This window comes from Streptomyces sp. NPDC037301 (assembly GCF_055602785.1).
Genome location: NZ_JBVJWD010000034.1, coordinates 1 through 21,641, shown reverse-complemented (window position 1 = coordinate 21,641; position 21,641 = coordinate 1). Strand labels below are relative to the sequence as shown.

General features: G+C 69.4%; 23 protein-coding genes. 18 read left to right on the top strand and 5 right to left on the bottom strand.

Annotated elements, in window-relative coordinates:
- Positions 1–683 precede the first annotated feature (683 nt).
- The 10 genes from ACZ7IB_RS35495 (at position 684) to ACZ7IB_RS35450 (ending at position 8,968) form a co-directional block, all read left to right on the top strand.
- The gene (locus ACZ7IB_RS35495) at positions 684–1,706 is read left to right on the top strand and encodes a hypothetical protein (protein ID WP_470918331.1); all 1,023 of its coding nucleotides are present in this window, start codon (positions 684–686) and stop codon (positions 1,704–1,706) included.
- A gap of 8 nt (positions 1,707–1,714) precedes the next feature.
- Positions 1,715–2,461 (top strand): ATP-binding protein, encoded by a 747-nt coding sequence (locus ACZ7IB_RS35490; protein ID WP_470918416.1) that lies wholly within the window; start codon positions 1,715–1,717, stop codon positions 2,459–2,461.
- 124 nt (positions 2,462–2,585) lie between these two features.
- Complete coding sequence (locus ACZ7IB_RS35485; protein ID WP_470918330.1) at positions 2,586–3,248, top strand: WhiB family transcriptional regulator; 663 nt, start codon at positions 2,586–2,588, stop codon at positions 3,246–3,248.
- Positions 3,245–4,438 carry a DUF2637 domain-containing protein gene (locus ACZ7IB_RS35480; protein ID WP_470918329.1) on the top strand — a complete coding sequence of 398 codons (1,194 nt, stop codon included), beginning with the start codon at positions 3,245–3,247 and terminating at the stop codon, positions 4,436–4,438. Before ACZ7IB_RS35485 ends, ACZ7IB_RS35480 begins: the two co-directional genes overlap by 4 nt.
- Complete coding sequence (locus tag ACZ7IB_RS35475; protein ID WP_365690489.1) at positions 4,435–4,626, top strand: hypothetical protein; 192 nt, start codon at positions 4,435–4,437, stop codon at positions 4,624–4,626. Before ACZ7IB_RS35480 ends, ACZ7IB_RS35475 begins: the two co-directional genes overlap by 4 nt.
- 539 nt (positions 4,627–5,165) lie before the next feature.
- Positions 5,166–5,522: a plasmid mobilization protein gene (locus tag ACZ7IB_RS35470; protein WP_470918414.1), complete on the top strand. Its 357-nt coding sequence runs from the start codon at positions 5,166–5,168 to the stop codon at positions 5,520–5,522.
- The gene (locus tag ACZ7IB_RS35465) at positions 5,519–7,237 is read left to right on the top strand and encodes a relaxase/mobilization nuclease domain-containing protein (protein WP_470918327.1); all 1,719 of its coding nucleotides are present in this window, start codon (positions 5,519–5,521) and stop codon (positions 7,235–7,237) included. Before ACZ7IB_RS35470 ends, ACZ7IB_RS35465 begins: the two co-directional genes overlap by 4 nt.
- An 88-nt stretch (positions 7,238–7,325) precedes the next feature.
- Positions 7,326–7,781, top strand: coding sequence for a hypothetical protein (locus tag ACZ7IB_RS35460; RefSeq protein ID WP_470918326.1), 456 nt, complete (start codon positions 7,326–7,328; stop codon positions 7,779–7,781).
- A 79-nt stretch (positions 7,782–7,860) separates the two neighbouring features.
- On the top strand, positions 7,861–8,565 hold the full coding sequence (locus ACZ7IB_RS35455) for a hypothetical protein (RefSeq protein WP_470918325.1): 705 nt from the start codon (positions 7,861–7,863) through the stop codon (positions 8,563–8,565).
- A 103-nt stretch (positions 8,566–8,668) separates the two neighbouring features.
- Positions 8,669–8,968 (top strand): DUF4164 family protein, encoded by a 300-nt coding sequence (locus ACZ7IB_RS35450; protein WP_470918324.1) that lies wholly within the window; start codon positions 8,669–8,671, stop codon positions 8,966–8,968.
- A 126-nt stretch (positions 8,969–9,094) separates the two neighbouring features.
- On the opposite strand, the gene ACZ7IB_RS35445 is transcribed toward ACZ7IB_RS35450, so the two are convergent.
- The 3 genes from ACZ7IB_RS35445 to ACZ7IB_RS35435 all read right to left on the bottom strand — a co-directional run bounded on the left by ACZ7IB_RS35445 (position 9,095) and on the right by ACZ7IB_RS35435 (position 11,726).
- Positions 9,095–10,108 carry a transcriptional regulator gene (locus ACZ7IB_RS35445; RefSeq protein ID WP_470918323.1) on the bottom strand — a complete coding sequence of 338 codons (1,014 nt, stop codon included), beginning with the start codon at positions 10,106–10,108 and terminating at the stop codon, positions 9,095–9,097.
- Positions 10,109–10,354: 246 nt separating this feature from the next.
- Positions 10,355–11,529, bottom strand: a protein-coding gene (locus ACZ7IB_RS35440) for an IS3 family transposase (RefSeq protein ID WP_470918322.1) whose coding sequence is annotated in 2 segments (ribosomal slippage) — positions 10,355–11,259 and positions 11,259–11,529 — 1,176 coding nt in all. Because the reading frame shifts where the segments join, the coding sequence is not laid out codon by codon here.
- 53 nt (positions 11,530–11,582) lie between these two features.
- Positions 11,583–11,726: a hypothetical protein gene (locus tag ACZ7IB_RS35435; protein WP_470918320.1), complete on the bottom strand. Its 144-nt coding sequence runs from the start codon at positions 11,724–11,726 to the stop codon at positions 11,583–11,585.
- A gap of 185 nt (positions 11,727–11,911) precedes the next feature.
- Here ACZ7IB_RS35435 and ACZ7IB_RS35430 point away from each other — a divergent pair, with 185 nt between their 5' ends.
- Genes ACZ7IB_RS35430 through ACZ7IB_RS35400 form a run of 7 tightly spaced genes read left to right on the top strand, consistent with a single transcriptional unit; the run spans position 11,912 to position 18,037 of the window.
- Positions 11,912–12,952, top strand: coding sequence for a Gfo/Idh/MocA family protein (locus ACZ7IB_RS35430; RefSeq protein WP_470918319.1), 1,041 nt, complete (start codon positions 11,912–11,914; stop codon positions 12,950–12,952).
- Positions 12,952–14,259, top strand: coding sequence for a hypothetical protein (locus ACZ7IB_RS35425; protein WP_470918318.1), 1,308 nt, complete (start codon positions 12,952–12,954; stop codon positions 14,257–14,259). Before ACZ7IB_RS35430 ends, ACZ7IB_RS35425 begins: the two co-directional genes overlap by 1 nt.
- Positions 14,256–15,149: an LLM class flavin-dependent oxidoreductase gene (locus ACZ7IB_RS35420; protein WP_470918317.1), complete on the top strand. Its 894-nt coding sequence runs from the start codon at positions 14,256–14,258 to the stop codon at positions 15,147–15,149. Before ACZ7IB_RS35425 ends, ACZ7IB_RS35420 begins: the two co-directional genes overlap by 4 nt.
- 3 nt (positions 15,150–15,152) lie before the next feature.
- On the top strand, positions 15,153–15,935 hold the full coding sequence (locus ACZ7IB_RS35415) for a nucleotidyltransferase family protein (protein WP_470918315.1): 783 nt from the start codon (positions 15,153–15,155) through the stop codon (positions 15,933–15,935).
- Positions 15,851–16,423 (top strand): P-loop nucleotide/nucleoside kinase family protein, encoded by a 573-nt coding sequence (locus ACZ7IB_RS35410; protein WP_470918314.1) that lies wholly within the window; start codon positions 15,851–15,853, stop codon positions 16,421–16,423. The genes ACZ7IB_RS35415 and ACZ7IB_RS35410 overlap by 85 nt, the downstream gene beginning before the upstream one ends.
- Before the next feature lie 55 nt (positions 16,424–16,478).
- Positions 16,479–17,453 (top strand): zinc-dependent alcohol dehydrogenase, encoded by a 975-nt coding sequence (locus tag ACZ7IB_RS35405; protein ID WP_470918312.1) that lies wholly within the window; start codon positions 16,479–16,481, stop codon positions 17,451–17,453.
- Positions 17,450–18,037, top strand: coding sequence for a histidine phosphatase family protein (locus ACZ7IB_RS35400; protein ID WP_470918311.1), 588 nt, complete (start codon positions 17,450–17,452; stop codon positions 18,035–18,037). The genes ACZ7IB_RS35405 and ACZ7IB_RS35400 overlap by 4 nt, the downstream gene beginning before the upstream one ends.
- A 53-nt stretch (positions 18,038–18,090) precedes the next feature.
- Here ACZ7IB_RS35400 and ACZ7IB_RS35395 read toward each other — a convergent pair whose 3' ends face one another.
- Both ACZ7IB_RS35395 and ACZ7IB_RS35390 read right to left on the bottom strand, forming a co-directional pair.
- A complete protein-coding gene (locus tag ACZ7IB_RS35395; protein WP_470918309.1) occupies positions 18,091–18,642 on the bottom strand; it encodes an HAD family hydrolase in 552 nt (183 codons plus the stop codon).
- 75 nt (positions 18,643–18,717) lie between these two features.
- Entirely contained in the window at positions 18,718–20,016 is a 1,299-nt protein-coding gene (locus ACZ7IB_RS35390; protein WP_470918412.1) for an IS4 family transposase, read from the bottom strand.
- Positions 20,017–20,834: 818 nt separating this feature from the next.
- Between ACZ7IB_RS35390 and ACZ7IB_RS35385 the strand changes: the two genes are divergently transcribed.
- Positions 20,835–21,353, top strand: a complete 519-nt coding sequence (locus ACZ7IB_RS35385; RefSeq protein ID WP_470918307.1) for an HIT family protein — start codon at positions 20,835–20,837, stop codon at positions 21,351–21,353.
- Positions 21,354–21,641: the final 288 nt, after the last annotated feature.

Below are 21,641 nucleotides of genomic sequence, written 5' to 3'. Positions count from 1 at the left end.
CAAAGCACGTCGCGTAGCTTTCCAGTGCAGATGCTCGGTCGCAACCCGCCCAGCGTTCTCCCATGCGGTCAGCCGCGCCCCTACACCTGCCCACACATCGCCGAGGCCGGAAGACAACTCATGCCCCTCCAACCTATCCCGGCAGGCCCGCACGCAGGTCACGACTCCGTTCCCGGCCAACACCCGCGGCGGGCCACCGTAGCCATGCCCGCGCTGGACCAGCCACGCGGAACGCCCACCAGACCGTCTACGGGCCTGCCAAACAAGTTGTACTGAGTTCGAGAGCTATCTATGGATCTTGACGGGGCATCCGCATATGTTCGTCGTCGCTCGCCGGGCACCCGCCCGGCACGACGCCGAGGAGGGACACCGATCACTCGCAGCACCCGGGCCTGAATCGCCCAGAACACAGCAGTGGCGCCCGAGAGAGCCAACTCCCGGACGCCGAACGCTGAACAGCACCTCCGGCCCAGCCAAGAGCCGGAGACACCCACCAGCACCGCCCCGGCCTTTCCACGGGTCCACCAGAGCGGATCTCACTTCACGGGAGAGTGTTGCATGCCCACTGCCCTTCGCAAAAGGCCGAAGACCGCGGCCAGCGCGGCAGCCCATACGCCATCCGCCTTTCACCTCCACCTCGCAGCGGCTGAGCGACAGCGGCCCGCAGCCGGGGGTGCTGCCTGATGGCCCGGATACGCACGATCAAACCGGAAGCGTTCGAGTCGGAGTCCCTGGCCGAGTGCTCGGTCACCGCGGTACTCACCTTCTTCGGCCTGCTCACCCTGGCCGATGACACCGGGCGCTTCCGCGACCACCCCGCCATCATCGCCGGGCGGCTGTGGGCGCTGCGCGCCGAACACACCCCCGCGCACGTCGCCCGCGACCTGGAAGAGCTGGCTGCCGCCGGTCTGATCTGCCGCTACGCCGGCTGCGACGGCCGAACCTACCTTCACATCGTGACGTGGCAGCGGCACCAGAAGATCGACCGCCCCTCCGCCTCGCGTCTGCCCCGCTGCCGCGAGCACCAGCGGCAGCAGAAGTGCGGATCCTGTGTTGCCGAGCTCTGCCCGACCGCTTCGGCGCCTGTCTCGCCGAGCATTCGTCGAGGGTTCGATCACCCCGTATCGCCCGATTCACCTAGCGACCGGTCCTCGACACGCGCCAGCGCCCCTGGCGACAGGCCAGGAGCAGACCTGTCGGCGGGACCTGATGGGGAGGACACCGAAGCACCAGGAGAATCCGCAGGTCAGGACGGTTTCGATGAATCCTCGCCACATCCTCGCGAGGGCTCGTCGTCTGGATCTAGGATCTTGGATCCTGGATCTGTACCTACGGGGCGCGAGGCGCCCGCACCCGGCACCGCCTCCCGGTCGGTCTCCGCGAAGGACCTGGTGGCCGAGTACGCAGGCGGCTGCAACCGCCGCCCGCCGAGCGACACGCTCGGACTGCTGGGACGCAAGATCAAAACCCTGCTGGACGAGCGGTTCGAGCCGGACGACATCCGCACGGCAATGGCACGGCTGCGTGCCAAGGGGCTGCATCCCAGCGTCCTGCCGAGCCTGGTGAACGAGGTCGTCAACGCTTCACCGCAGCACGCCGCCACGACGCCGTCATCCGCCTCCGGCGCGGGGCCATGGGCCAGCGCCTCGTACACGCCGTACCTCAATCCGACCGCTGAGCCGACCTCGTTCGGAGGCTGCCTGTGACCCGCCCCATGCTCGCCGACCCCCAGGCGGTCACCGAAAGCCCCGCCGTGGCCTGGATGCAGCGCAAGCTGGTCGAACGCGGCCTGGGCCCGCACGGAGTGGAGCTCACCGATGCGCCCGAGCCCGTCCCGGCCCTGGAAGCCGCGCAGCAGCGCATCCCGGTCGACTACCAGGACGCGGTGGTCGAGCACCCCGGCATCGCGGCGTGGGTGCGCACCATCGCCGACGCATCCGTCGCGCCGAACGCCGGCGGACTCAACCCGAACCGCGGCGGCGCCGGTCGCCGGCAGATCGCCCACGGCCCCTCGCTGCTGCTCTGGGGGCCGACCGGTACCGGCAAGACACACCAGGGTTACGGCGCCATCCGCGCTCTGACCGCTGCCGGGTGCGGCGTGCGCTGGCACGCGACGACCGCAGCCGACCTGTACGCGGAGATGCGCTTCCGCCCTGGCATGGATGTGGAGTTCATGCTTCGGCGGATCGTGCGGATCCCGCTCCTGCTGCTGGACGACCTCGGCGCCGCCAAAGGCACGGAGTGGACCGAGGAGCTGAACTTCCGCCTGCTCAACTGGCGGGCTCAGAACCGGCTCCCCACGATCGTCACCAGTAACCTTCCGCCGGTCCGCACCCCAGGCATGGACACCCGCCAGCCGGTCCTGCGCGACAAGATCGGCGACCGCGTGCTGTCCCGGCTGTCGGGGATGTGCACCCCGGTCGAGTTCACGGGCCTGGACCGCCGCTTCCTGCGCCGCTGACGGCCCCCTGCCACCGATCCCCTCGGGCCCGGCATCCTGCCGCGCCCCCGCCCTGTCGCGCCGCCAGACCCGCACTCCCCCGTCGGTGTGCCGTGCTGTCCGCGAGATGTACCGGAGATTCCCCATGCGCTACAACACCACCAACGACGGCCCGCCCCCGGCCCTGCGCGGTATCGCCGACCGCAGCTGGCAGGCCCGTGGCGCGTGCAAAGACCTCTCGACAGCCCGCTCCGAGAAGCTGTTCTTCCCGCGGAGGCGCGACCACGCGTCCATCGCCGAAGCCAAGCGGTTCTGTGCCCAGTGCCCGGTCAAGAAAGACTGCTTCAACTACGCGCTCGACAACGAGATCCGCCTGGGAATCTGGGGCGGCCTGACCGAGGCCGAGCGCAGCCCCTGGCACGCCAAGATCACTAAGCGGCTCGATTACAGCCGGGTGCGTGCTGCGCTGATGGGCCGTGATGTCGACCTCAGCACCCCGGAGCGCGAGACCGTCGTCCGCCACGCCTACCTGCGCGGATGGGGCGCCGAGCGCCTGGCCTACCTGCTCCAGAGCGACCTCAACTGGATCCGCGACCAGCTCCGTGAAGCGGGCCACGCCATCGCGGACCGCGACCGGTACTGGGGCCTGTACGACGAGGTGGTCCAGGAGAACGACGCCGCCTCGACCGACGACAACAAGGCGAACGAGAAGGACAAGGACGGCGAGGAGGAGGTAATCACCTCGTCCCCCGTGCCCCCGAAGGTGCATACCCAGGACTTGATCAACTCGCTCGGAAAGGCCGCATGACCCGCACCCACACCACGCCCCTCGCCGTCACCCCCATCGGAGTCTGGGACCGCATCGCCATCGTCGCCCTCGGCGCCGCTGGCTGCGCGCTCTCGTACGACGCGCTCCAGCAGATGGCCGTCGCCATCCACGTCCGCGGCCTCCTCACATATCTCTTCCCGCTCGTGATCGACGGCTTCATCGCCTACGGCGTGCGCGCCCTGCTGGTGCTGTCCGCAGCGCCCCTGCGCGCCCGGCTATATGTGTGGGCGCTCTTCGGCATCGCCACCGCCGCCAGCATCTGGGCCAACGCCCTCCACGCGGTTCGCCTCAACCAGCAGACCACCCACGACGGGCTGCGCCTGGGCGACACCGTCGTCGCCGTCCTGTCCACCCTGGCCCCGCTCGCCCTGGCCGGCGCGGTCCACCTCTACATCCTCATCACCCGCCACCACCCCCAGCCCGTCCCGGATCGGGACCGGGACCGGGACCGGGACGACTCGGTCCCGCCCAGGGCTCCGGCCGCCGACGAAGCCGGCCCCGCTGGCCGGACCGGTGCGGTCCCCAACCGGGATAGAGATGCGCTGCCGGTCCCGGCCACTGCTGCCGTCCCCTATCTGGGATCGGGCAAGGACGGGGACCGGGGGCCTGGCGCGATCTTTGTCGGGGACTGGGATCGCGACGTCACGGTCCCCGAAACCGACCACCACGGGGACCGTCCCCACACGGTCCCCGAAACCGACGGTCCCCGCACCCACCCCGCACACCACACCGGGGACCGGGACCACAACCCCACCGTCCCCGAAACCGACCACCACCAGGACCGTCCCCACACGGTCCCCGAAACCGACGGTCCCCGCACCCACCCCGCACACCACACCGGGGACCGGGACCACAACCCCACCGTCCCCGAAACCGACCGCGGGAAGGCGGCGTCGGCGAAGCGCGCCCGGCACGATTCCCAAGGGAGACAAGGCGGTCGGTCCCGGTCGTCTCGTCCGCTCACGGACGACGAGATCACCGAGCGTCTGCGGCCTCACGTGCCTGCCGTGCTGAAGCGCGATCAAAACGAGGAGATCACCCGGGTTCAGCTCAGGGAGATCATGCGCGCCCAGGGCATCGGTATCCGAAACTCCCGGCTGTCCCCGGTCCTCCACCGCCTGCGCCACGAGACGGCGCCCGTCCCCACTACAAAGAGGAGTGCACGGTGAGAACGTGCCCGCGCTTCGCGCACATCAAGTCCGACTTCGAGCGGGACATCAGCTTCCTGCGAGGCCACGCCGAGCGTCACGCCGGCACTGCTCCGGCGAAGACCAGCGCGAAGAACGCGCTCAGGGTCAAAGGCAACATGGCCCGGGCCCTCTCCCGGCACTTCGAAAGTTGCCCCGAATGCGGCTGAGAGCCGTATAGGCGCTGGTCCAGCGCCTGCACTTCGCCCGACTCGACGCGGTGGCCCGGCTGCTCACCCGGCCACCGCCCAGCCGACGGAGAAGAACACCGCGACCGCCCCGCCCGGGAGCACGCCCGCAACGTCCGCACCGACGCCAGTACCTGGTGGCCGTCTCGTTCCGGGACCTGCTCCTGCACGCGACCGGCCCGGCACGTAGCTCGTACGACGAGGAAGCACAGCCGATGACGAACCCGAACGCCCCCCACCCCCACGCGCCGGGTGAGGTCGACACCAACTCGACCTCGACGCGAGCAAGTTGTAGCAAAAGCATTGCTCCCGTTGGGAGCAATGCTTTTGCGTCTCCCGCCCCGGGGGTGGCGGGAGAGGATCGGCTCCGGGGGGCGCCGATCCTTCAGGATGCGACCGAGGGCGGCTCGCATCTTGAAGGGCAGCAACAGCACACCTGTCACAGCCCGTCCTGCACCCACGCCGCTCCGTCAAAGCCGCACGTCCAGCAGCGCGAGCGCCTGCGCGACGAGAACAAGCGCGTGCGTCAGCCCAGCTGTCGCATGAACGACGACGAGTACCAACTCCTCGCCCGAGCAGCCTCCGTGTGCCACATGAGTGTCGCCAACTTTCTCGCCCGCTCCGCACTCAATGCAGCCCGCGACCTCGATCGGACCGCGGCAGAAATAGCCGGCGACCGAGAAGCCCTGCACGAACTCTTCACACTGCGACGACACCTCGGTCAGATCGGCAACAACCTCAATCAGGTAGCCAAGGCCACCAACTCCGGCGCCGACGTCCCCTACGCAGACGCTGTGCTCAAAGCCGTACACCGAACCGCCCGGCGCGTGGACGAATTCACCCAGCGCTACCTCGACACCGAGACGCGGTCCCTGTGATCCCCAGAGCCCACAAAATGGGTACGCGGACCATCGGTCTGCTGTACTACCTCTACGGCCCCGGCACTCACGAGGAGCACATCGACCCGCACCTCGTGGCAGCGTGGGACAGCCTCGCCCCCGACCCCGGCCGCGACCCCAACGCCACCTACGGCGACCTGCAACGCCTCCTCGATCAGCCCGTCGAGGCACTGCCCAAGCGCGACCGCCCCGCGGAACATGTGTGGCACCTGTCCGTTCGTGCCGCGCCCGAAGACCCCATCCTCACCGACGAGCAGTGGGGCGAGATCGCCCGGCGTATGGTCGCGGCCACCGGCATCGCACCGGTCGACGACCCGGCCGGATGCCGCTGGGCAGCGGTCCGGCACGCGGATGACCACATCCACATCATCGCGACGATCGTCCGCGAGGACGGCCGGCAAGCACGTCGCCACTTCGAGGGCAAACGCTCGCAGGCCGAGGCCCGGCAAATCGAGATCGACTACGGACTCCGCCGCCTGAACACCGGCGACGGCACCGCCGCCCAACGCCCCACCAGCGCGGAACGCCACAAGGCCGACCGCCACAAGAGGGAGCGGACGCCTCGCGAGGAGCTGCGGGAGACCGTGCGTCGCGCAGTGGCCGGCGCGGAGGGCGAGGGTGAGTTCTTCGACCGGCTCCGCGCCTCTGGGGTTCTTGTGCGCCAGCGGGTCGCGCCCTCCGGAGACCTGCTGGGCTACACCGTCGCGCTGAGCGACGACCGCAACAAGGGCGGTGAATCGATCTTCTATTCGGGCTCCAAGCTCGCCCCCGACCTGTCGCTCCCCCGCATCCGCGAGCGCTGGTCCGGCGACCACGACGTCAGCCAGTACAGCGAGGATTCCTCCAGCGTCGCACCGAGCGGCCCGGCATCTGCACGGCGCCGTGCAGCGGCGGCTGCGTGGCAGGCCGCGCTGGTCATCGACCATGACGACGACGTCCAGGTCGCCGCGCACGTCGCCGCTGCCGGGGAGGTCCTGGACGCGCTCGCCAAGACCTCCGCCGCCCACACCCGTCGCGAACTACGCGATGCCGCCTTCGCGTTCGAGCGGGCCTCCCGTTCGCACATCCGGGCCGAGCGGGGACACGACCGCGCCCTGCGCCAGGCGGCCCGCAACCTCGTGCAGAGCGGGCCCGCCCTCGGCCGCGGCGAGGACGGGGCCACCACGGCGATGCTGATCGACACGGTGTTCTTCCTGGTCGTCGCCGCGGCGAACTGGCACGGCAAGCACCAGCACGCGCAGCAAGCCGCTGCTGCGCGCGAGGCGGCCGAGCATCTGCGAGCTGCCTACCAGTTGGCAGCCGTGCAGCCCATGGGCGCTCTGCAGCACAGGGGCCGGCGCATGGCCCAGCCGCAGCGGCTCAAGCAGGCTGCCTATCTGCGCCAGGCGGTGCCGGAGCTGGCCGAGGAGATCCTGGCCGAGCCCGGCTGGTACGCACTGGCGGCCACACTCGCCGACACCGAAGCCGCTGGGCACGAACCCGCCGCTTTGCTGGCCGAGGCCGCAGCGTGCAGGGAGTTGGACACAGCAGGCTCCATCAGCGACGTGCTGGTGTGGCGGCTGCGGCGCATGGCCGACCTCCCCGCGGACACGTCCACCCCGCCCCTCACCGACGGCGACAGCGCCGCACAGTCCCCCTCGGGGACGGCAGTTCGTTCCATCGCGCGGCAGAACCAGCACCGAAAATCCCGGTGATCTGGTTACTGGAGAGTTTAAGAGTGGAATCTGGTCACATGCCTGGGGCAATCTCATGGTGGCCCGCAGGCCGACGAGAGGGAGAAGGATGTTCCGCCGCAAGCGTGCAATACGGGAATTGCGTGAGGCTCAGCGTCAGTCGGGCGAGATGCTGCAGAAACTCTGGCAGGAGCCGTGGTCCGACGAGCCTGATTCCCCAGACGGTGCACCCGAGGCGGCCACCAAGCCGGCTGCGTCTGCCCCTGTGGTGGACGACTTCCTGCCGAAGGACCTCCGAGTGCCGGGCCGCGACGAATTCGCCGGGATGATGACCCGCCACAACGAACCTCTCATCGTCAACGGCGAGATCCGTGAATGCCCCGAGTGCGGCGCCTACCGAGACTGGGTCATTCTCAGTACCCGCGACGAGATACGGCTGCACTGTCCGGCCGGCCACACGTCTGTCGAACCGGGCCTGGACACAGCGTGGTTCAACCGGAATTCCGGCCCCATGGACCACCACCACACCAGCCTCGAAGATGCCCTCAAGTACCTCGGCCATTGACCCCTAACGCCCCCGCCCCGCCGGACGAGCCTCGTCTCCTTCGGCGCTGCCAGTCCTCCGCGCCAACCCAGGGGTTTCTATGCGCCTTCGCTCCCTCACCGTCCTCGGACTCATCACTCTCACCGCCCTATCTCTGCCGGGCTGCTCCAACAGCCCCTCCATCGGGACCACCCCCGCCTCCCCAGCCGCGAAGACCGGACCTAAAGACGGCAAAGACGGCAACCAACCGCAGGGCACCCCACTGTCCTCGGCAGTCCTGCGTGACCGCCTCCTCGACGAGAACGACCTCGGCACCGGCTATGTTCGCAAGCTCGAGCACGAGTCGTCCCACGACGACGTCACGGTCATCGGCTGCCCCGCCCTCGACGGACTGGGGGGCGATGCTGCAGCCGGCGGCAGCCTGGACTTCCCCCGCAAGACGAACGCGACCTTCACTTACAGCGGCGGCCCGGATTCCGAACTGGCCGAGGAGCTGTACAGCGGCACGGAGACCAAGCTCTCCGAGGGCGCGGGAAAGATCTTCGGGGCGATGGCCGCGTGCCCGGTCTATCAGGTGGTAATTGGCAGCACCCCGATCAAGGTGAGCACACAGAAGCTGCAAGCCGCCCAGCTCGGGGACGAGAGGTGGAGCCAGCTGATGACCTTCACCGCCGGCGGCCGGGACAGCGTGGTGAAGCAGGTTGCCGTGCGCACCGGGACGGTTCTGATGGTTGTCTCCGGATCGCCGGGCCTGGTGGACGCCCAGGTCGACAAGGCGCTCGCCAAGGCCCAGGCCGTCCGCTGATCCCACAGCCACAAAGCTGCGCGAGGTCATCGAGCGGGCGCGGCGCCGCCAGGCCCGTCAGCCGAGCGAGGAGGCCGGCCGGAAAGCTCCGGCCGGCTGGCAGGTGGAACTGCAGACCACCCGGGAGGACAACCGGCGGCTGCGGGAGGAAGTCGAGCGCCTCAAGGCCGCCGTGCGCCGCTCCCTGGGCCAGCAGATCGACCAGGTCGGCGCCGCAGACCTCGGCACCCGCGTCGACGAACTCACCGCCGCCAACCAGCGCCTCGAAGGCGAACTCGCCCAGGAGAAGGCCCGTGCCGAGGAACTACAGGGCCAGCTCACCGAGACGGAGGACGATCTCGCCGGGGCGCGGACCAGCTTGCGCCGCATGATCCGCTCGGGGAACCAGGATCCCGCCGTGTGACCATGCCTGCACCTCGACGGCCGCCAGCACAGGCGGCGGCCGTCAGGGGGCGCCGGAAACGTCGCCGGTGAGGGTCAGCAGTGAGACCGAGGCCCGGAATGTGGGCGGCTTGGTAAGGCGGAGGTCTCAGTGGTGAGGGAACGCGGCGGCGAACTCGTCGGTAAGGTCTTTGACCCGTGGGTGGGCGGCGTACGGCTGGAGCCGGATAAGCACGTCGCTGACGCTGTCACTGACGCGTTCGGACATGACCTGGACGGCACAGTGCAGCGCCTTGCGGCCGTGATCGCACGCCAGTTCAACGTCATTCTCCTGGAGAGCTGTGGTGGCCAGGAGTGAGTGATTGAAGCCGTGGGCGCGGAGCATAGTCGCCGGATGAGTGGCGGCTTCGGTGGCGTAGCGGCGGGTCTGGCCGGGCATTGCGAGGTCGCGGTAGGTCCAGGCGATCTCGCCGGCGAGTTCGGCTCGGGTGTAGTTGCGTGACCAGTCGGGTTCGTCGTCGGGCCGGGCGCGGGCGAAGTGCTTCTCAGCCTGGCTGATCGCGGTTTCGGCGGAGGCTGTGTCTCCGGTACCTGAGTGGGCTCGGGCTTCGAAGACGTGGAAGATCGCGGTGGCTCCGGGGGTGGCCTGGGGGGCTCCATGGCGGGCGCGGCGTGCGAGATCGATGGCTTGGGCGGGGTGGCCGAGGTGGAGGGCCTGGTGGCTGAGCATGGTGAAGGCGCGGGCGCCGAGCGGCTGATCGTGGGCGGCTTGGGCCATGCGCGCGCTTTGGATCATGTAGCGCTGGGCTGCTTGGTGGTGGCCGATGTCGTAGGCCATCAGGCCGATGGAGAGGAGGAGTTCAGCGGTGGTCTGGCGCAGGGTGCGCCCGACGCTCTCGTTGTAGCTTCCGGTGAGCAGGTCCAGGACAGTGCTGAGGTAGTGCACGGCCAGTGGCCGGGTGTGGCCGCCGCCGTGGGTGACATCCAGGTGCTGTAAGGCGGTGAGGGTGTCGCGCACCCGGATGACGTCCGTGGTTCCGACGCGCTTTGCCGCGGTGGTGGTGGCCGGTGCATCGGGGTGCTGTTCGAGCCAGCGGCCGCTGGCGGCCATGACCGCGGCACCGGCGTAGGTGGAGGAGCGTAGGAAGTCGCGGCGGTCCACGTCGTACCTCCTGAGGAGCTCGATTTCTTTCACAGTAGAGGCGAGGGACGGGTGATAGGCAAGACCCGCTTCGGCCTCATGCGGGCCGTTGGCGGTGAAGCCCGCGTGGTGCAGGGGTACGGGGCGTCGCAGGCGTTGGGATAGGACACGGCATATCAGGACAGGTGTCATGCCTGCGGGGGCGGTGCCGCGTATCCAGTGGCTGACCGAGGTCGGGGCTTTCCCCTTGATCGAGGACACCGGTTGTCATGCGGCGATGGTCAGAGTACTTGATCGTTGTTCGTAGGTGATTGGGCTCTGCTGGCCGAGGGCGGAGTGCCGTCGTCTGGTGTTGTAGCGGGTGACCCAGCGGAAGACCGAGAGGCGGGCGGCGCGGGCTCCGGGCCAGCGTTTCGCGCCCTGGAGTGTCTCCCTTTTCAGGCTGGCGTTGAACGACTCCGCGGCGGCGTTGTCGGCGCTGGTGCCGACGGCTCCGCGTGATCGGATCACGCCGAACCGGTCGCAGAGTGCCGCGAACTCCCTGGACGCGTATTGGGCTCCGTTGTCGCTGTGGAAGATCGCTCCGCGCAGGTTCCCGCCCCGCGTGCCGACGGCGGCCCGCAGGGCGTCGGCGATGAGTTCGGTTCGCATATGGTCGGCGATCGACCAGCCCGCCAGTCGCTTGGAGTGCAGGTCCAACACCGTTGCGAGGTAAAGGAATTGTCCGTCGCCGATGGGGAGGTAGGTGATGTCGCCGACGTACTTCTGGTTCGGTGCGGCGGCGTTGAAGTCCCGCTGGAGCAGGTCCGGCACCGGCGTCGCGTCGGGTGCGGGGATCGTGGTGCGGACCTTCTTGCGCAGGTGTGCCCCGACGATGCCGGACCGGCGCATCAGCCGCTCGACGCGTTTGTGGTTGACCGGCGGGCCCTCGTCCCGCAGTTCGGCGGTGATCCTCGGGCTGCCGTAGGTGCTGTCGGACTCCCGGTGGATCTCCGCGATGCGTTCGGTCAGTACCCGGTCGGCCCGATCGCGCTCGGCGCGGGCCGGGCCGGCTTCGCGCCAGCGGTAGAAACCGGAGCGGGAGATGGCCAGGAGGGTGCACAGCCGCTTCACGCCGTAGGCGTCATGGTGGTCGGCAACGTACTGGAAGCGGATCACCAGTTCGTCTCGCCCGCGAAATATTTGGCCGCCCGGTGCAGGATCTCCCGCTCGAGCTCGAGTTCCTTAACCCGGGCCTTGAGCTGCTTGTTCTCTCGCGCCAGGGCGGTGGCCTCAGCGGTACCGGGCACCGCGGCCTGCTCGGCCTCACGCACCCAGACCCGCAGCGTCTCGTGGTTGACGCCCAGGTCTTTGGCCACCGAGGCATACGTACGCCCCGGGCTCGCGCGGTACAGCGCGACGGCATCGGCCCGGAACTCAGGGGTGTACTTCGACGTCCCCAACGGGAACTCCTGTCCTATGGATCTTCACGATCCAATGATCAGGGTGTCCACGATCAAGGGGAAACGCCCGTCTTGTCGTACCGCAGGCAAAGGCCGTGCTCGCAGCCGAGGGCGTTGACACGTTTGGCCAGTGCCTCGTACTTCAGGTCCGCTTCGTGGATGAGGCGGAGCAGGGCGTCGTTGGGTAATCGGGGCATGGCGTCACCTCCAGAGCGAGCGTAACGGCCTGCGTGCCGTGCGTAGTTGATGTTGCGCAGCGTGCAACCGTTCAACCGCTGTTCTGTCTTCCGGCCGGTGCTGGGCCGGTGGTCTTCTTCCCCAGCAGACAAGGCCCCGCCCGGCTGGTTGGCCGGCGGGGGCGGATGACCCGGAAGGGGACCTCATGGAGGAAGCGGTGAACGGCGCGCCGGTACGCATCGGTGTCGTCGGTCTGAGGCACGGGGCGCGGCATGTGCGCGGCTGGCAGCAGGCGCGCGGCAGCACGGTGAGCACGGTGTGTGATCTGGACGAAGAGCGCACCAGGGCGGCGCTGGCCGATGCCGGGCCGGGGTGCGTAGCGACGACCCGCTACGAACAGCTCCTGGAAGACCCGGATATCGATGCCGTGGTGGTCTCGGTGCCCAACGACGCACACGCGGACTTCGCCGAGCGAGCGTTGCGGGCCGGCAAGCACGTGGCGGTCGAGAAGCCCATGGCCACCACGGGAGAGCAGGCCGCAGCCCTGGCGCGTCTGGCCGAGGAACGCGGTCTGGTGCTGGCAGCGCTGCACGACTTCCGGGCGGACCCTGCGCACTGGGCGGCTCGCGAGCTGGTGCGCAGCGGTGAGCTGGGGGATGTGTACTTCGCCCGCACAGTGTGGGTGCGCCGGGACAACGCACCGGGGTCGTGGTACCGGGAGAGGTCGCGGGCGGGCGGCGGTGTGCTGCTGGACCTGGGCACGCACCGTATCGATCTGGCCCTGTGGATGCTCGGCTTCCCGGATGTCCACGACGTCACGGCGGCGACGAGCCGGCGGCTGCTGGAGGGGCGTTCCGGGGGCGGGGACGTGGAGGACACCGCTGTGGGGATGCTCCACCTGGACGGTGGCGCGGCCCTTGCGGTGGAGACCAGCTTCCTCGGGCACCTGCCGCGCGCCGAAGAGGTCTCGCTGGAGATCCGGGGCACGCGGGCGGCCGTACGGGGCGACAATGTCGGCGACTCCTACCGCGACTACCGCATGACTGTCCTGCGCGGTGAGCAGGGCCAGCATCAGGAGACGACCTTCTCGGTGCTCGGCCCGGCTCCGTCGATGTATGAGGACTTCGCCACGGCGGTGCGTACCAGCGGCGAGCCGCTGTGCCCGGGCGGGCAGGCCGCGGTGGTGGCCGGGGTGATCGACCGCATGTACGCGGCGGCCGGGACCGTGCGGGCGGGGGTGAGCTGATGTTCGCTCCGCACGCGGACAAGGTCCTGGACATGGACCTGGACGTCCTGCTGGGCCCCGGTGGATCCAGACGGGCGCAAGTGGAGGAACAGGTCGCGTCCGCGATGCGCCGCCACGGCCTGACGGTCCACCTGGTCGTCCTATGCCACGGGCACGACGGCGCCCGGTTCGAGACCACCGCGCGCCTGTGCCGCGCCCTGAAGGACCTGCGGCACACGCCCGGCGTCGACCTGGCGGTCAGCTACCAGGGCGGCCCAGCTCCGGCGGGGCTGACGGCTCTGCTCGATACCGGGGTGCCGGTGCTGGCCGGACATCCTTTGCTGGTGGAGGCCGTGAGCGGTGCGCCGGTGCCCGGGGCGGGGAAGACCGAGCACCTGCTGTCCTGCCTGGCCTCGCTGCTGAGGGACGGCGGGGACCCGGAGCGCCGGTTCGTGGTGTTCCTGGACAATGACTACCTCGTCTACGACCCCGAGAACGTTTTCGCCCTGTACGCACCGTGGGCGCTGGGGTTTGCCACCGGCGAGGTGCCGTGTGTGGACCCGCGTTTCGCCGGTGTGAGCTTCGCCAAGGGCGGTAGCCTCCGCCTGGCCGTGGCGCCGGACATGGCCAAGCCGGCGGGTGAGCGAACCTGGGGGTTCGCGGATCTGCTGGACGCGGCCCTGGCCCGCTGCGTGCCGCAGGCCCCGGCGGTGGGCGAGCGCCTCCCGGACGGGTTCGTCCCCACCCGCGACGCGCTGCTTCAGACGCTGGGACCGGCCCAGTTCGCAGAACTGGAGTCGGCGGTCGAACAGATCACCAAGTCCGGCGGGCGGTCCTCGCGGGCACTGTCGCTGTGGCTGTCCAGCCGCCGCGACCACCTCGTTGAGCACTGGCTGAGCCGCTTCTCCTTCCTTCTGCACGGCGACCAGGGCGCAACGCTTGCCGCGTGGGCCGCGATGGAGCTGGCCCCGGGCTACGGCCTGGAGATCAGCTTCCTGATCAACACCCTGTTCCGGCCCGGTATGCATGCCGGGCGGATCGTCAACGCCCTTACGCTGCCGCACGCCCATCTGCCCAAGGACGAGGGCGACAACTTCTCAATGGGCGTGGAGATGTTCACCCTCGTGCAACACCTCCTGCATGGCATGACCAGTCGCGGCCCCGAGGACCAGACCGCGAGCGCCCCAGTGCCGGTGCCCCAGCGGCGCTGGCGGCACCTGTCGCCCACCAAGCTCGGCTACAAGCCGGTGGAGCTGACCTGGGCCGTCCCTCGTGTCCCCGCGCTGTACCCGGCCGTGACCGCACTGACCGCAGGAGGAGCCTCATGACGCGCGTGAAGATCGGCGTGCAGTACACGCCCGCCCCCGGCCAGGGAGTCGAGGAGACCGTGCGGGCCGCCGCCGAGATCGAGAACATGGGCTACTGCTGCTTCGCCGTGCCGGATCACCTGACCCGCCCTCACCAGGGTCTTGCGGTCGCTGTCCCCGATCCGTTCGTGCTGCTGGCCCGCCTGGCCGCCGACACCCGAACCATCGGCCTGGGAACCATGACTGTGCTGGACGCACTGCGGCTGCCCGTCCAGACCCTTCGAGGCGCCGTGACGCTTCAGCAGATCAGCGGCGGCCGGTTCGAACTGGGCATCGGCGCCGGCTGGCAGCAGGCCGACCTGGACGCGCTCGGCCCGGACGTCCGCGCGGCCCGGGCCCGGATCAACTCGCTGGAAACCACCCTGACAGTGCTGCGGCAGGCATGGCCCACGGGCCCGCCCGCGCACGACGACCCGCGAGCCTCGCTGGCCCGCCTTCTGGCCGGAGGAACCACGCGGCCCCGCGTGATCGTCGCGGCCGGGACGTCCCGGATACTTGAGGTTGCCGCCCGTTTCGCGGACACCGTGGCGCTGACCGTGCCGACTCGGCCCCGCCTGGTCGGCAAGACACCCACCGCCGTCTCGGTGGCCGCCCAGATCGCCGCGGTGCGCGGCGCCCGCCCAGCGCAGATGCCTGCGCCCGCCTTCCATCTCCAGATCCGCGATCTCAGCACGAACCCGCCCAACGACCCCGACGGCGACTGGTGGACCGTGGGTGGCAGTCCCGGACAGATCGCTGATGCGCTTCACCGGCGTGCCGACGCGGGGGTGGACTACCTGAGCGTGTGCACTGAGGACCTTCACCTGCTGGAGTGGCTGGCCTCCCACGTCCTGCCCCGGTGCGAGGAGTGACCTGTGACCTCCGTCATCGTGCTCTGCGGAGGACTGGGCACCCGCATGGGAAAGGCCGGCATCCACCGGCAGAAAGCCATGTCCGAGGTGTGCGGAACGCCGCTCCTGGAACTCATCCTCACCCAGGTCTGCGCCGCAGTCCCGGCCCCAGCACCCGTTGTCCTGCTCACCGGCCACCGCGGTACGGACGTGACGGCCGCGGTTCCCGACTGGCACAAGCGTGTCGACGGGCGGATCGAGGCAGTTGCCGAGTGCGCGCCCGGGGCGGTGGGAGTTCTCCATCTCGCCGAACGCCTGCCCGCCCCGGTCCTGATCGTTGCCGGAAATGTCCTGCTGCCCTACACCCGGCTGCTGTCCCACATGCTTGAACAGTGGTCCACCGACGGACGGCCCGTCACGGCGGCCAGCCAGCAGTGGCGTACGGAAGGCCACCACACGGTCAACGCCCAGGACACCACGGTCACCTCGTGGCACCGCCTGCCACACCGCGAGCCGGGCCGCTACGAAGTCGTCGACTCCTACCTGATCACCTCTCAGGTCCTGTCCCTGATGCGGGCAGGTCCGGAGCCGATCAGTCATACCCGGGCACTGGCAGCGCTCGTGCCCCAGGGAGCGGTAGCGTTCCGCGAATTCACCGGCGACTGGCTGCATGTGCAGACGCCGGCCGATCTCGCTGTCGCACCGTCCCGGAAGGACATCCTGTGCCCGCCCCAACTGTGGTCATCATCTCCGGCCCCCCCGGAACCGGAAAGACCTACCTGGCCCGCCAGCTCGCCACACGCCTGACCCTGCCCTGGTACAGCCGCGACGCCATCAAGGAGTCCCTGTTCGACACCCTCGGGTGGTCGGACCGCCAGAGGTCCAAAGAACTCGGCGCCGCGTCCGTGGCTGTCCTGTTCTCCCTGCTCTCCGACACCCTGGGCGCCAGAACGAGCTGCCTGACGGAGTCCAATTTCCGCCGGACTCACTCCAGCCCGGACTTTCAGCAGCTCCTCAAGGCCACCGGCGCCAACGCCGTTCAGATCCAGTGCAGCACGGACGGCAACACCCTCCTCAGCCGCTTCACCGCCCGCTCTTCGTCCGCTGAGCGGCACCCCGGCCACTGCGATGACCAGAACATCGACGAATTCCGCGGCGAACTGCTGCTCGGCCGCTACGAGCCCCTGGAGCTGCCAGGGCCGGTACTGACCGTGGACACCACCCGCTTCGACGACGTCGACATCGACGCACTGGCCGCCCAGGTGTCCGCCCTGCTCCACCCCGACGCGCCGTAACCCGTCAGAACGACCGGCCGGGTTCGCGGCGCACTCACCCGCGAAAGGACCCCTCGTGTATGCCCTTCGTCTGCGAGCCCCCCAAACGTTCGAGAGTATCCCCGACGCCCCAGAACCCGATCCGGTAGCCGGGCAGGTGACGGTCCGCCTGAGCGCCGCAGCACTCTGCGGCAGCGACCTGCCCAAGTGGCGCAGCACCGCCGACCCGCGCTCGGGGCGGATCGGCTTCCCCATCCACGAATGCGTCGGTCACGTGGCCGACGCCAACGGCACCGATCTCCAAGTCGGCCAGCGCGTCCTGGCCATGCCCGCCGATGAATGCGGCCTGGCGGAGATCTACCTCACCGACCGCAACGCGACCCACCCGGTGTCCGCCGACCATCTCACCGATGCCCAGGCCACCCTGATCCAGCCGGTGGCCACCGTGCTGTACGCAACCGAGAAGCTCGGCGACGTCACCGGAGCCCGCGTCACCGTACTGGGCATGGGACCGATCGGACTGCTGTGTGCCTACGTGCTGAGCCGGCGCGGGGCCGTGGTCACCGGTGTGGACCCCGTCGCCCGCAGTAAAGAGATCACCGTCGCGTTCGGCGTCAGTCACCGACTCCAGGACAGCGCAGCCGCCTGGCCCGCCAGCGAGCATGCCCTTACGCCGGTGGACATCTGCGTCGAGGCCGTCGGCCACCAGCAGCGCACCGTACGCGACGCCGTCACCCTCACCCGCCACAGCGGCACCATCCTCGCCCTGGGTGTCCCCGACGACGCCGAGTACGTCGTCCCCTACGAAGCGCTGCTGCGCAAGAACCTCACCGTGAAGGCCAGCATCACGCCGCCCTGGCAGCAGTGGTTCGGCCCCGCCGAGGACTACCTGTACGCCCACCTGGACACGCTGTCCCTCCTCCTCACGCACTCCGTCCCCGTTTCCGAAGCCGACCGCGCCTACCGCGCCTACGCGCGGCCCGCCCACGACCGACTCAAGGCCGTCATCACCACCGCCGGTGGCTGGGCGTCCCCACAGGACCAGTCATGAGCGGCACACCGGGCCGATTCCTGATGGTCCGCCACGGGAAGACCACCGCCAACGCCGGCGCCATCCTCATGGGACGCACCGACGCCCCCCTCCTGCCCGAGTCCCTCGAACAGGCCGGCCAGCTCGGCCGTACCCTCGCGCTGGACACCACCGCGGTTATCTACAGCAGCGACCAGCCCCGCGCCCTGCGTACCGCCCACCTGATCAGCGGCCCCGCCCTGCGCCCGATACCGGATGAGCAGTTACGGGAGCGGCACTTCGGCCGCTACACCCTCACCCCCTTCAGCGACCTGGCCAAAGACCCCGACTGGCCCGCCGTCGACACCCGCTACGACGTACGTCCCGACGGCGGCGAGTCCCTGCACGACGTCGAAACGCGCGTCTTCACGCGCCTCCTGGACCTGCACAGCACGCTCACCCGGGAGACGACCCTGATCGTGGTGGGGCACAGCACCTGCTGGCGCCTCGTGGAAGCGGTCCTCAACCACCGCCGCCACGATCCGTTCGACGAGCCCATCCCGCCGCCGCTGACCGTCCTGGAACACCCGCGCACCGCTCTGGACGTGCTCCGGGAGCACATCTAACAGGACGCAGAAGGGGGCGCGGCGGCAATCCAGCCGTCGCGCCCCCTTCTGCGTCACGCGCTCGGGCGTTCGCCCGGCATGCGCGGCACCATGCCGTGCAGGACCAGATCCGGCACGTCCTCCACCCCGGCCACCCACGGCCCGTCCCAGCCCCGCACGCCGTAGGCCACCGCACTCGCACCGCCACGGTGCGGCACACCAACCGCGGTCATCCCCGCCCGCACCGCGCCGGCCAGCTCATCCCCGCCCCCGTCACCGCAGTACAGCAACTGCCCCGCCGGGACGCCCAGCATGGCCAGAACCCTCATGTAGAGCGCGGGCGACGGCTTGACCAACCCTTCCCGACAACTGAAGAACGCGCCGTCGACCAGCCCGGCCAGCGCGCACCGCGGCCACGCCTCAGCCGTCTCCACCGCCGCGTCCGAGAGCACCGCCACCGCGACGCCCCGCGCCGTCAGCCCGGTGAGCACCGCCCGCACACTGCTCTCGCTCACCAGCCGGCTGCGCGCGTGCGCCCTCACCGTATCGACCGCTGTGACGAGATCGGGCCGCCTCGCGTCGCACCGGCCGGCCAGATCCCGCACCACCTCGGGTACCGATGTCAACTGCCCCTCGTGCCGGAACCTCCAGGACTCCGCCAGCGCTGAGCCAATGCCGGTGAGTTAACGCGTCGGTGCAGGTCAGGTGGGGTGCTTGGTGACTTTGAGTGTGTAGCGGACGTTACTGGGAGTGCGGGGCTGGTCCCGTTTTCTGACCTCGAAGGTGTTCTTGGACGGCTTCTTGATGCGCTGGCACTGCCGGTTGCGCCGGGGCGGGAGGAGGGCGGCCAAGAGCTCTGTGGTGACTTCGCGGCGGGCGGTGTCCAGCGTGGTGACGTCGGCTGCGGCCTGGGCGGCGACGGCCAGCCGGGCGAGCTGCACCGTGACGGTGAAGGAGATCCGGTCAGGATCGGTCCCGCCGTGTTCTGCCGCGCGCGTCTGCAGTGCGCATAGTGCCTGGTAGACGGTGAGGAGGGCGTAGATCTCCTGGTAGATCAGCTCGGGCGCCTTGGAGCGCAGGATGAATCCGGCGCCGCGCAGGCGGTTCTTCAGTTCCGCGAATCCGTTTTCGATCTCCCACCGCTGGTGATATGCCCTCGCCAGCTGGCGGGCCGGGGCGAGGTGGTGGTCCAGCAGGCTGGTGACCAGCCGGAACGTCTCGGTGCGGGGTGGGCCGGCCTGCGGGTGGATGGTCACGGTGTACTCGATGATCCGTACCAGGTGTCCCCGGGGTGGCTCGGTCAGGGTGCGTCCGGCCGCGCGGGCCTGACCGTGGCGGATGTTCTCGGCGGGCGTGCGCATGATGGACAGGTAGGACCCGTCGGACAGTACCCGCAGCGGCACGAAGACCAGGTTCTTCTTGATCCGCCAGGCCAGGTGGGCGCCGGTGGCGCGGGCCAGGCCCCACAGCTGGTATCCGGCGAAGTTGCGGTCGGCCAGCAGTAGCATGTCCGGTCGCAGGGAGGCCAGTAGCCGGCGGGCGAGCTTGTGCTCGCTGAACCTGGCCACGGCGTCGAAGGCCGCGTCGACCAGGGCGTGGGTGCCGCATTCGGTCAGGGCCATCAGGCGGACCTGCGGGTGTCCGCTCTGGTTGACTCCGTCCCTTCCGGTGAAGCCGAACTCGGCGGCGTTTGCCGGGGTGTCGGGGACGTCCAGCGCGGTGCCGTCCCAGGCGACCAGCCGCAGCCCGAAGGCGAACGTGCCCGGAGTGAGGGTTGTGGCCAGCGTGCCGCACCGCCGCTCGAACAGCGCCTGCAGCGGTTTGTCGCCCAGCCGCTGCCGGGCCCGTGTCAGGGCCGAACTGGTGGGCAAGCGCTGCACGCACAGGCCCGGCAGATGCCGCAGCTTCTCCGTCAATGTGCGTAGGACCGATCGGTATCCCGGCGGCCCGGCACTGTCGGAGCTGCTGAACAGGCACAACGCCAGGACGAAGTAGACCACCGCCCGGGCCGGCGACAACGGCGGCGACGCTCGCCGCAGCCGGTCAACTCCACGACCTCGTCAACCAGTTCAGGGCTGATCTCCTCGGTCAACACGCCGAGACGGACGTGCTCGCCAAAGCGCCGGTCCGTGGGGGCCACCAGCCTGTTCAACGGAGCCTGGCTGCCCTCGGTGATGGCAGACGGCATGCGGACGATGGCACACTGAGTACCCAACGGAGTTCCCTCACGGACAGTCAGATCTTGGTCGGTCTTCTGTCCTACCGGGAACTCCGTTGCCGTGTCCCGGCCTCCGCCGACACATCACCAGAAGTGACGGATCACGCAACGTCACCAGGGGATATTCCCACCCAAACCCCGCACCATCAAGTGCCTGACCTGCGCCGACGCGTTAACTCACCGGCATTGAGCGCTGAGCGCACTTTTCCATCCGCCACACCCAACGCGCGTGCCAGCTCAGTCGCGAGGCGTGCCCGCTCCTGACCGGACGGAGCGTTCACCAGCGTGCCGAACAGATCGAACACCACGGCGCCAAAGCCCGGATCTACTGATTCCGTCCACCTGCCACCGGTCAACTCACCGGTCCTGTACCTCCGTGCAGCGTTCACAGAGCAACCGCCCCCACGCTCGTCGTGGATCAATAGGCGACCAACCCGACGACCGGGGCTGGCCCCTTCTTGACACGAGCACAGCAGCCGGGATCCTCGCCCCGCCAGAGAGCCGAAGGGTTGAACGGTGGCACGGTGCCGCGGAGGAACGGACGACCACGCCCTGCGCGTTGACGGCATGTGTCCTCCAGCCCCCGATACCGTGCCGCTGATGACAGCCCAGCAATCCACCCGCTCGAATCACGCGCCCTCCGACTGGGACTCACGGTGGCACGACGTTCTGACCGGACGCGGGTGCGGCATGTGCGCCGACAGAGGCAAGGCCGACAACGGCTACGGCATCCGCTTCCACAGCGGACGGTACGCCGACACCTATCTACAGCGCTCCGGCATGGTGCGCGGTTACAGCGTCGCCATCTGGAACGGCCGCCACATCGCCGAACCCACCGAGCTCACCACGGACGAGGCCGCGGGATTCTGGCTGGAGGTCCTGCGCACCACACAGGCCGTCGAAGAGGTCTACCAGCCGGTCAAGATCAATCTCCTGGCCATGGGCAACGGCATGCCCCACCTGCACTTCCATCTCGTGCCGCGCTACACACAGGGCGACCCTGCCCCCAACCGCCCGCTGCCCTTCACCTTCCTCGACCACGGACGCCAGGACGAGGAGCGTCTGCAACACGATGTGGTCAAGCTGTCATGCGCTGCGGCGACCGCAGCGGCTCGGTAACGGCGCCTCCGAGCGGGAGCGCATCGCGGCGCAGGCGCGCCCGGGGCAACGCGTTGTGGTCCTCCACCCGACCCGGCCACCAGGCGGGCTGTCTCGCAGTACGGGCTGCCGGACGCCTTGACGGCCCGTCGTGTGATCACCCGCATGCTCGGCTTGGCCCTCCCCCTCATGCAGGCTTCCGCTGATCATGTGCCTTAGCCTCGATCCACCGAGTGACTCGCGTCCTGTGGATGAGGAAACGAGAAGAGGTGCCTGCTGACCTGCGATGATGGGAGTTCTGACGCTTCC

Bases quoted from the DNA above. Each gene is read 5' to 3' on its own strand.
- ACZ7IB_RS35490 (WP_470918416.1), top strand. From the start codon at position 1,715: ATGCTCGCCGACCCCCAGGCGGTCACCGAAAGCCCCGCCGTGGCCTGG.
- ACZ7IB_RS35480 (WP_470918329.1), top strand. From the start codon at position 3,245: ATGACCCGCACCCACACCACGCCCCTCGCCGTCACCCCCATCGGAGTC.
- ACZ7IB_RS35400 (WP_470918311.1), top strand. From the start codon at position 17,450: ATGAGCGGCACACCGGGCCGATTCCTGATGGTCCGCCACGGGAAGACC.
- ACZ7IB_RS35420 (WP_470918317.1), top strand. From the start codon at position 14,256: ATGACGCGCGTGAAGATCGGCGTGCAGTACACGCCCGCCCCCGGCCAG.
- ACZ7IB_RS35385 (WP_470918307.1), top strand. From the start codon at position 20,835: ATGACAGCCCAGCAATCCACCCGCTCGAATCACGCGCCCTCCGACTGG.
- ACZ7IB_RS35455 (WP_470918325.1), top strand. From the start codon at position 7,861: ATGCGCCTTCGCTCCCTCACCGTCCTCGGACTCATCACTCTCACCGCC.
- ACZ7IB_RS35485 (WP_470918330.1), top strand. From the start codon at position 2,586: ATGCGCTACAACACCACCAACGACGGCCCGCCCCCGGCCCTGCGCGGT.
- ACZ7IB_RS35495 (WP_470918331.1), top strand. From the start codon at position 684: ATGGCCCGGATACGCACGATCAAACCGGAAGCGTTCGAGTCGGAGTCC.
- ACZ7IB_RS35425 (WP_470918318.1), top strand. From the start codon at position 12,952: ATGTTCGCTCCGCACGCGGACAAGGTCCTGGACATGGACCTGGACGTC.
- ACZ7IB_RS35435 (WP_470918320.1), bottom strand. From the start codon at position 11,726: ATGCCCCGATTACCCAACGACGCCCTGCTCCGCCTCATCCACGAAGCG.
- ACZ7IB_RS35460 (WP_470918326.1), top strand. From the start codon at position 7,326: ATGTTCCGCCGCAAGCGTGCAATACGGGAATTGCGTGAGGCTCAGCGT.
- ACZ7IB_RS35430 (WP_470918319.1), top strand. From the start codon at position 11,912: ATGGAGGAAGCGGTGAACGGCGCGCCGGTACGCATCGGTGTCGTCGGT.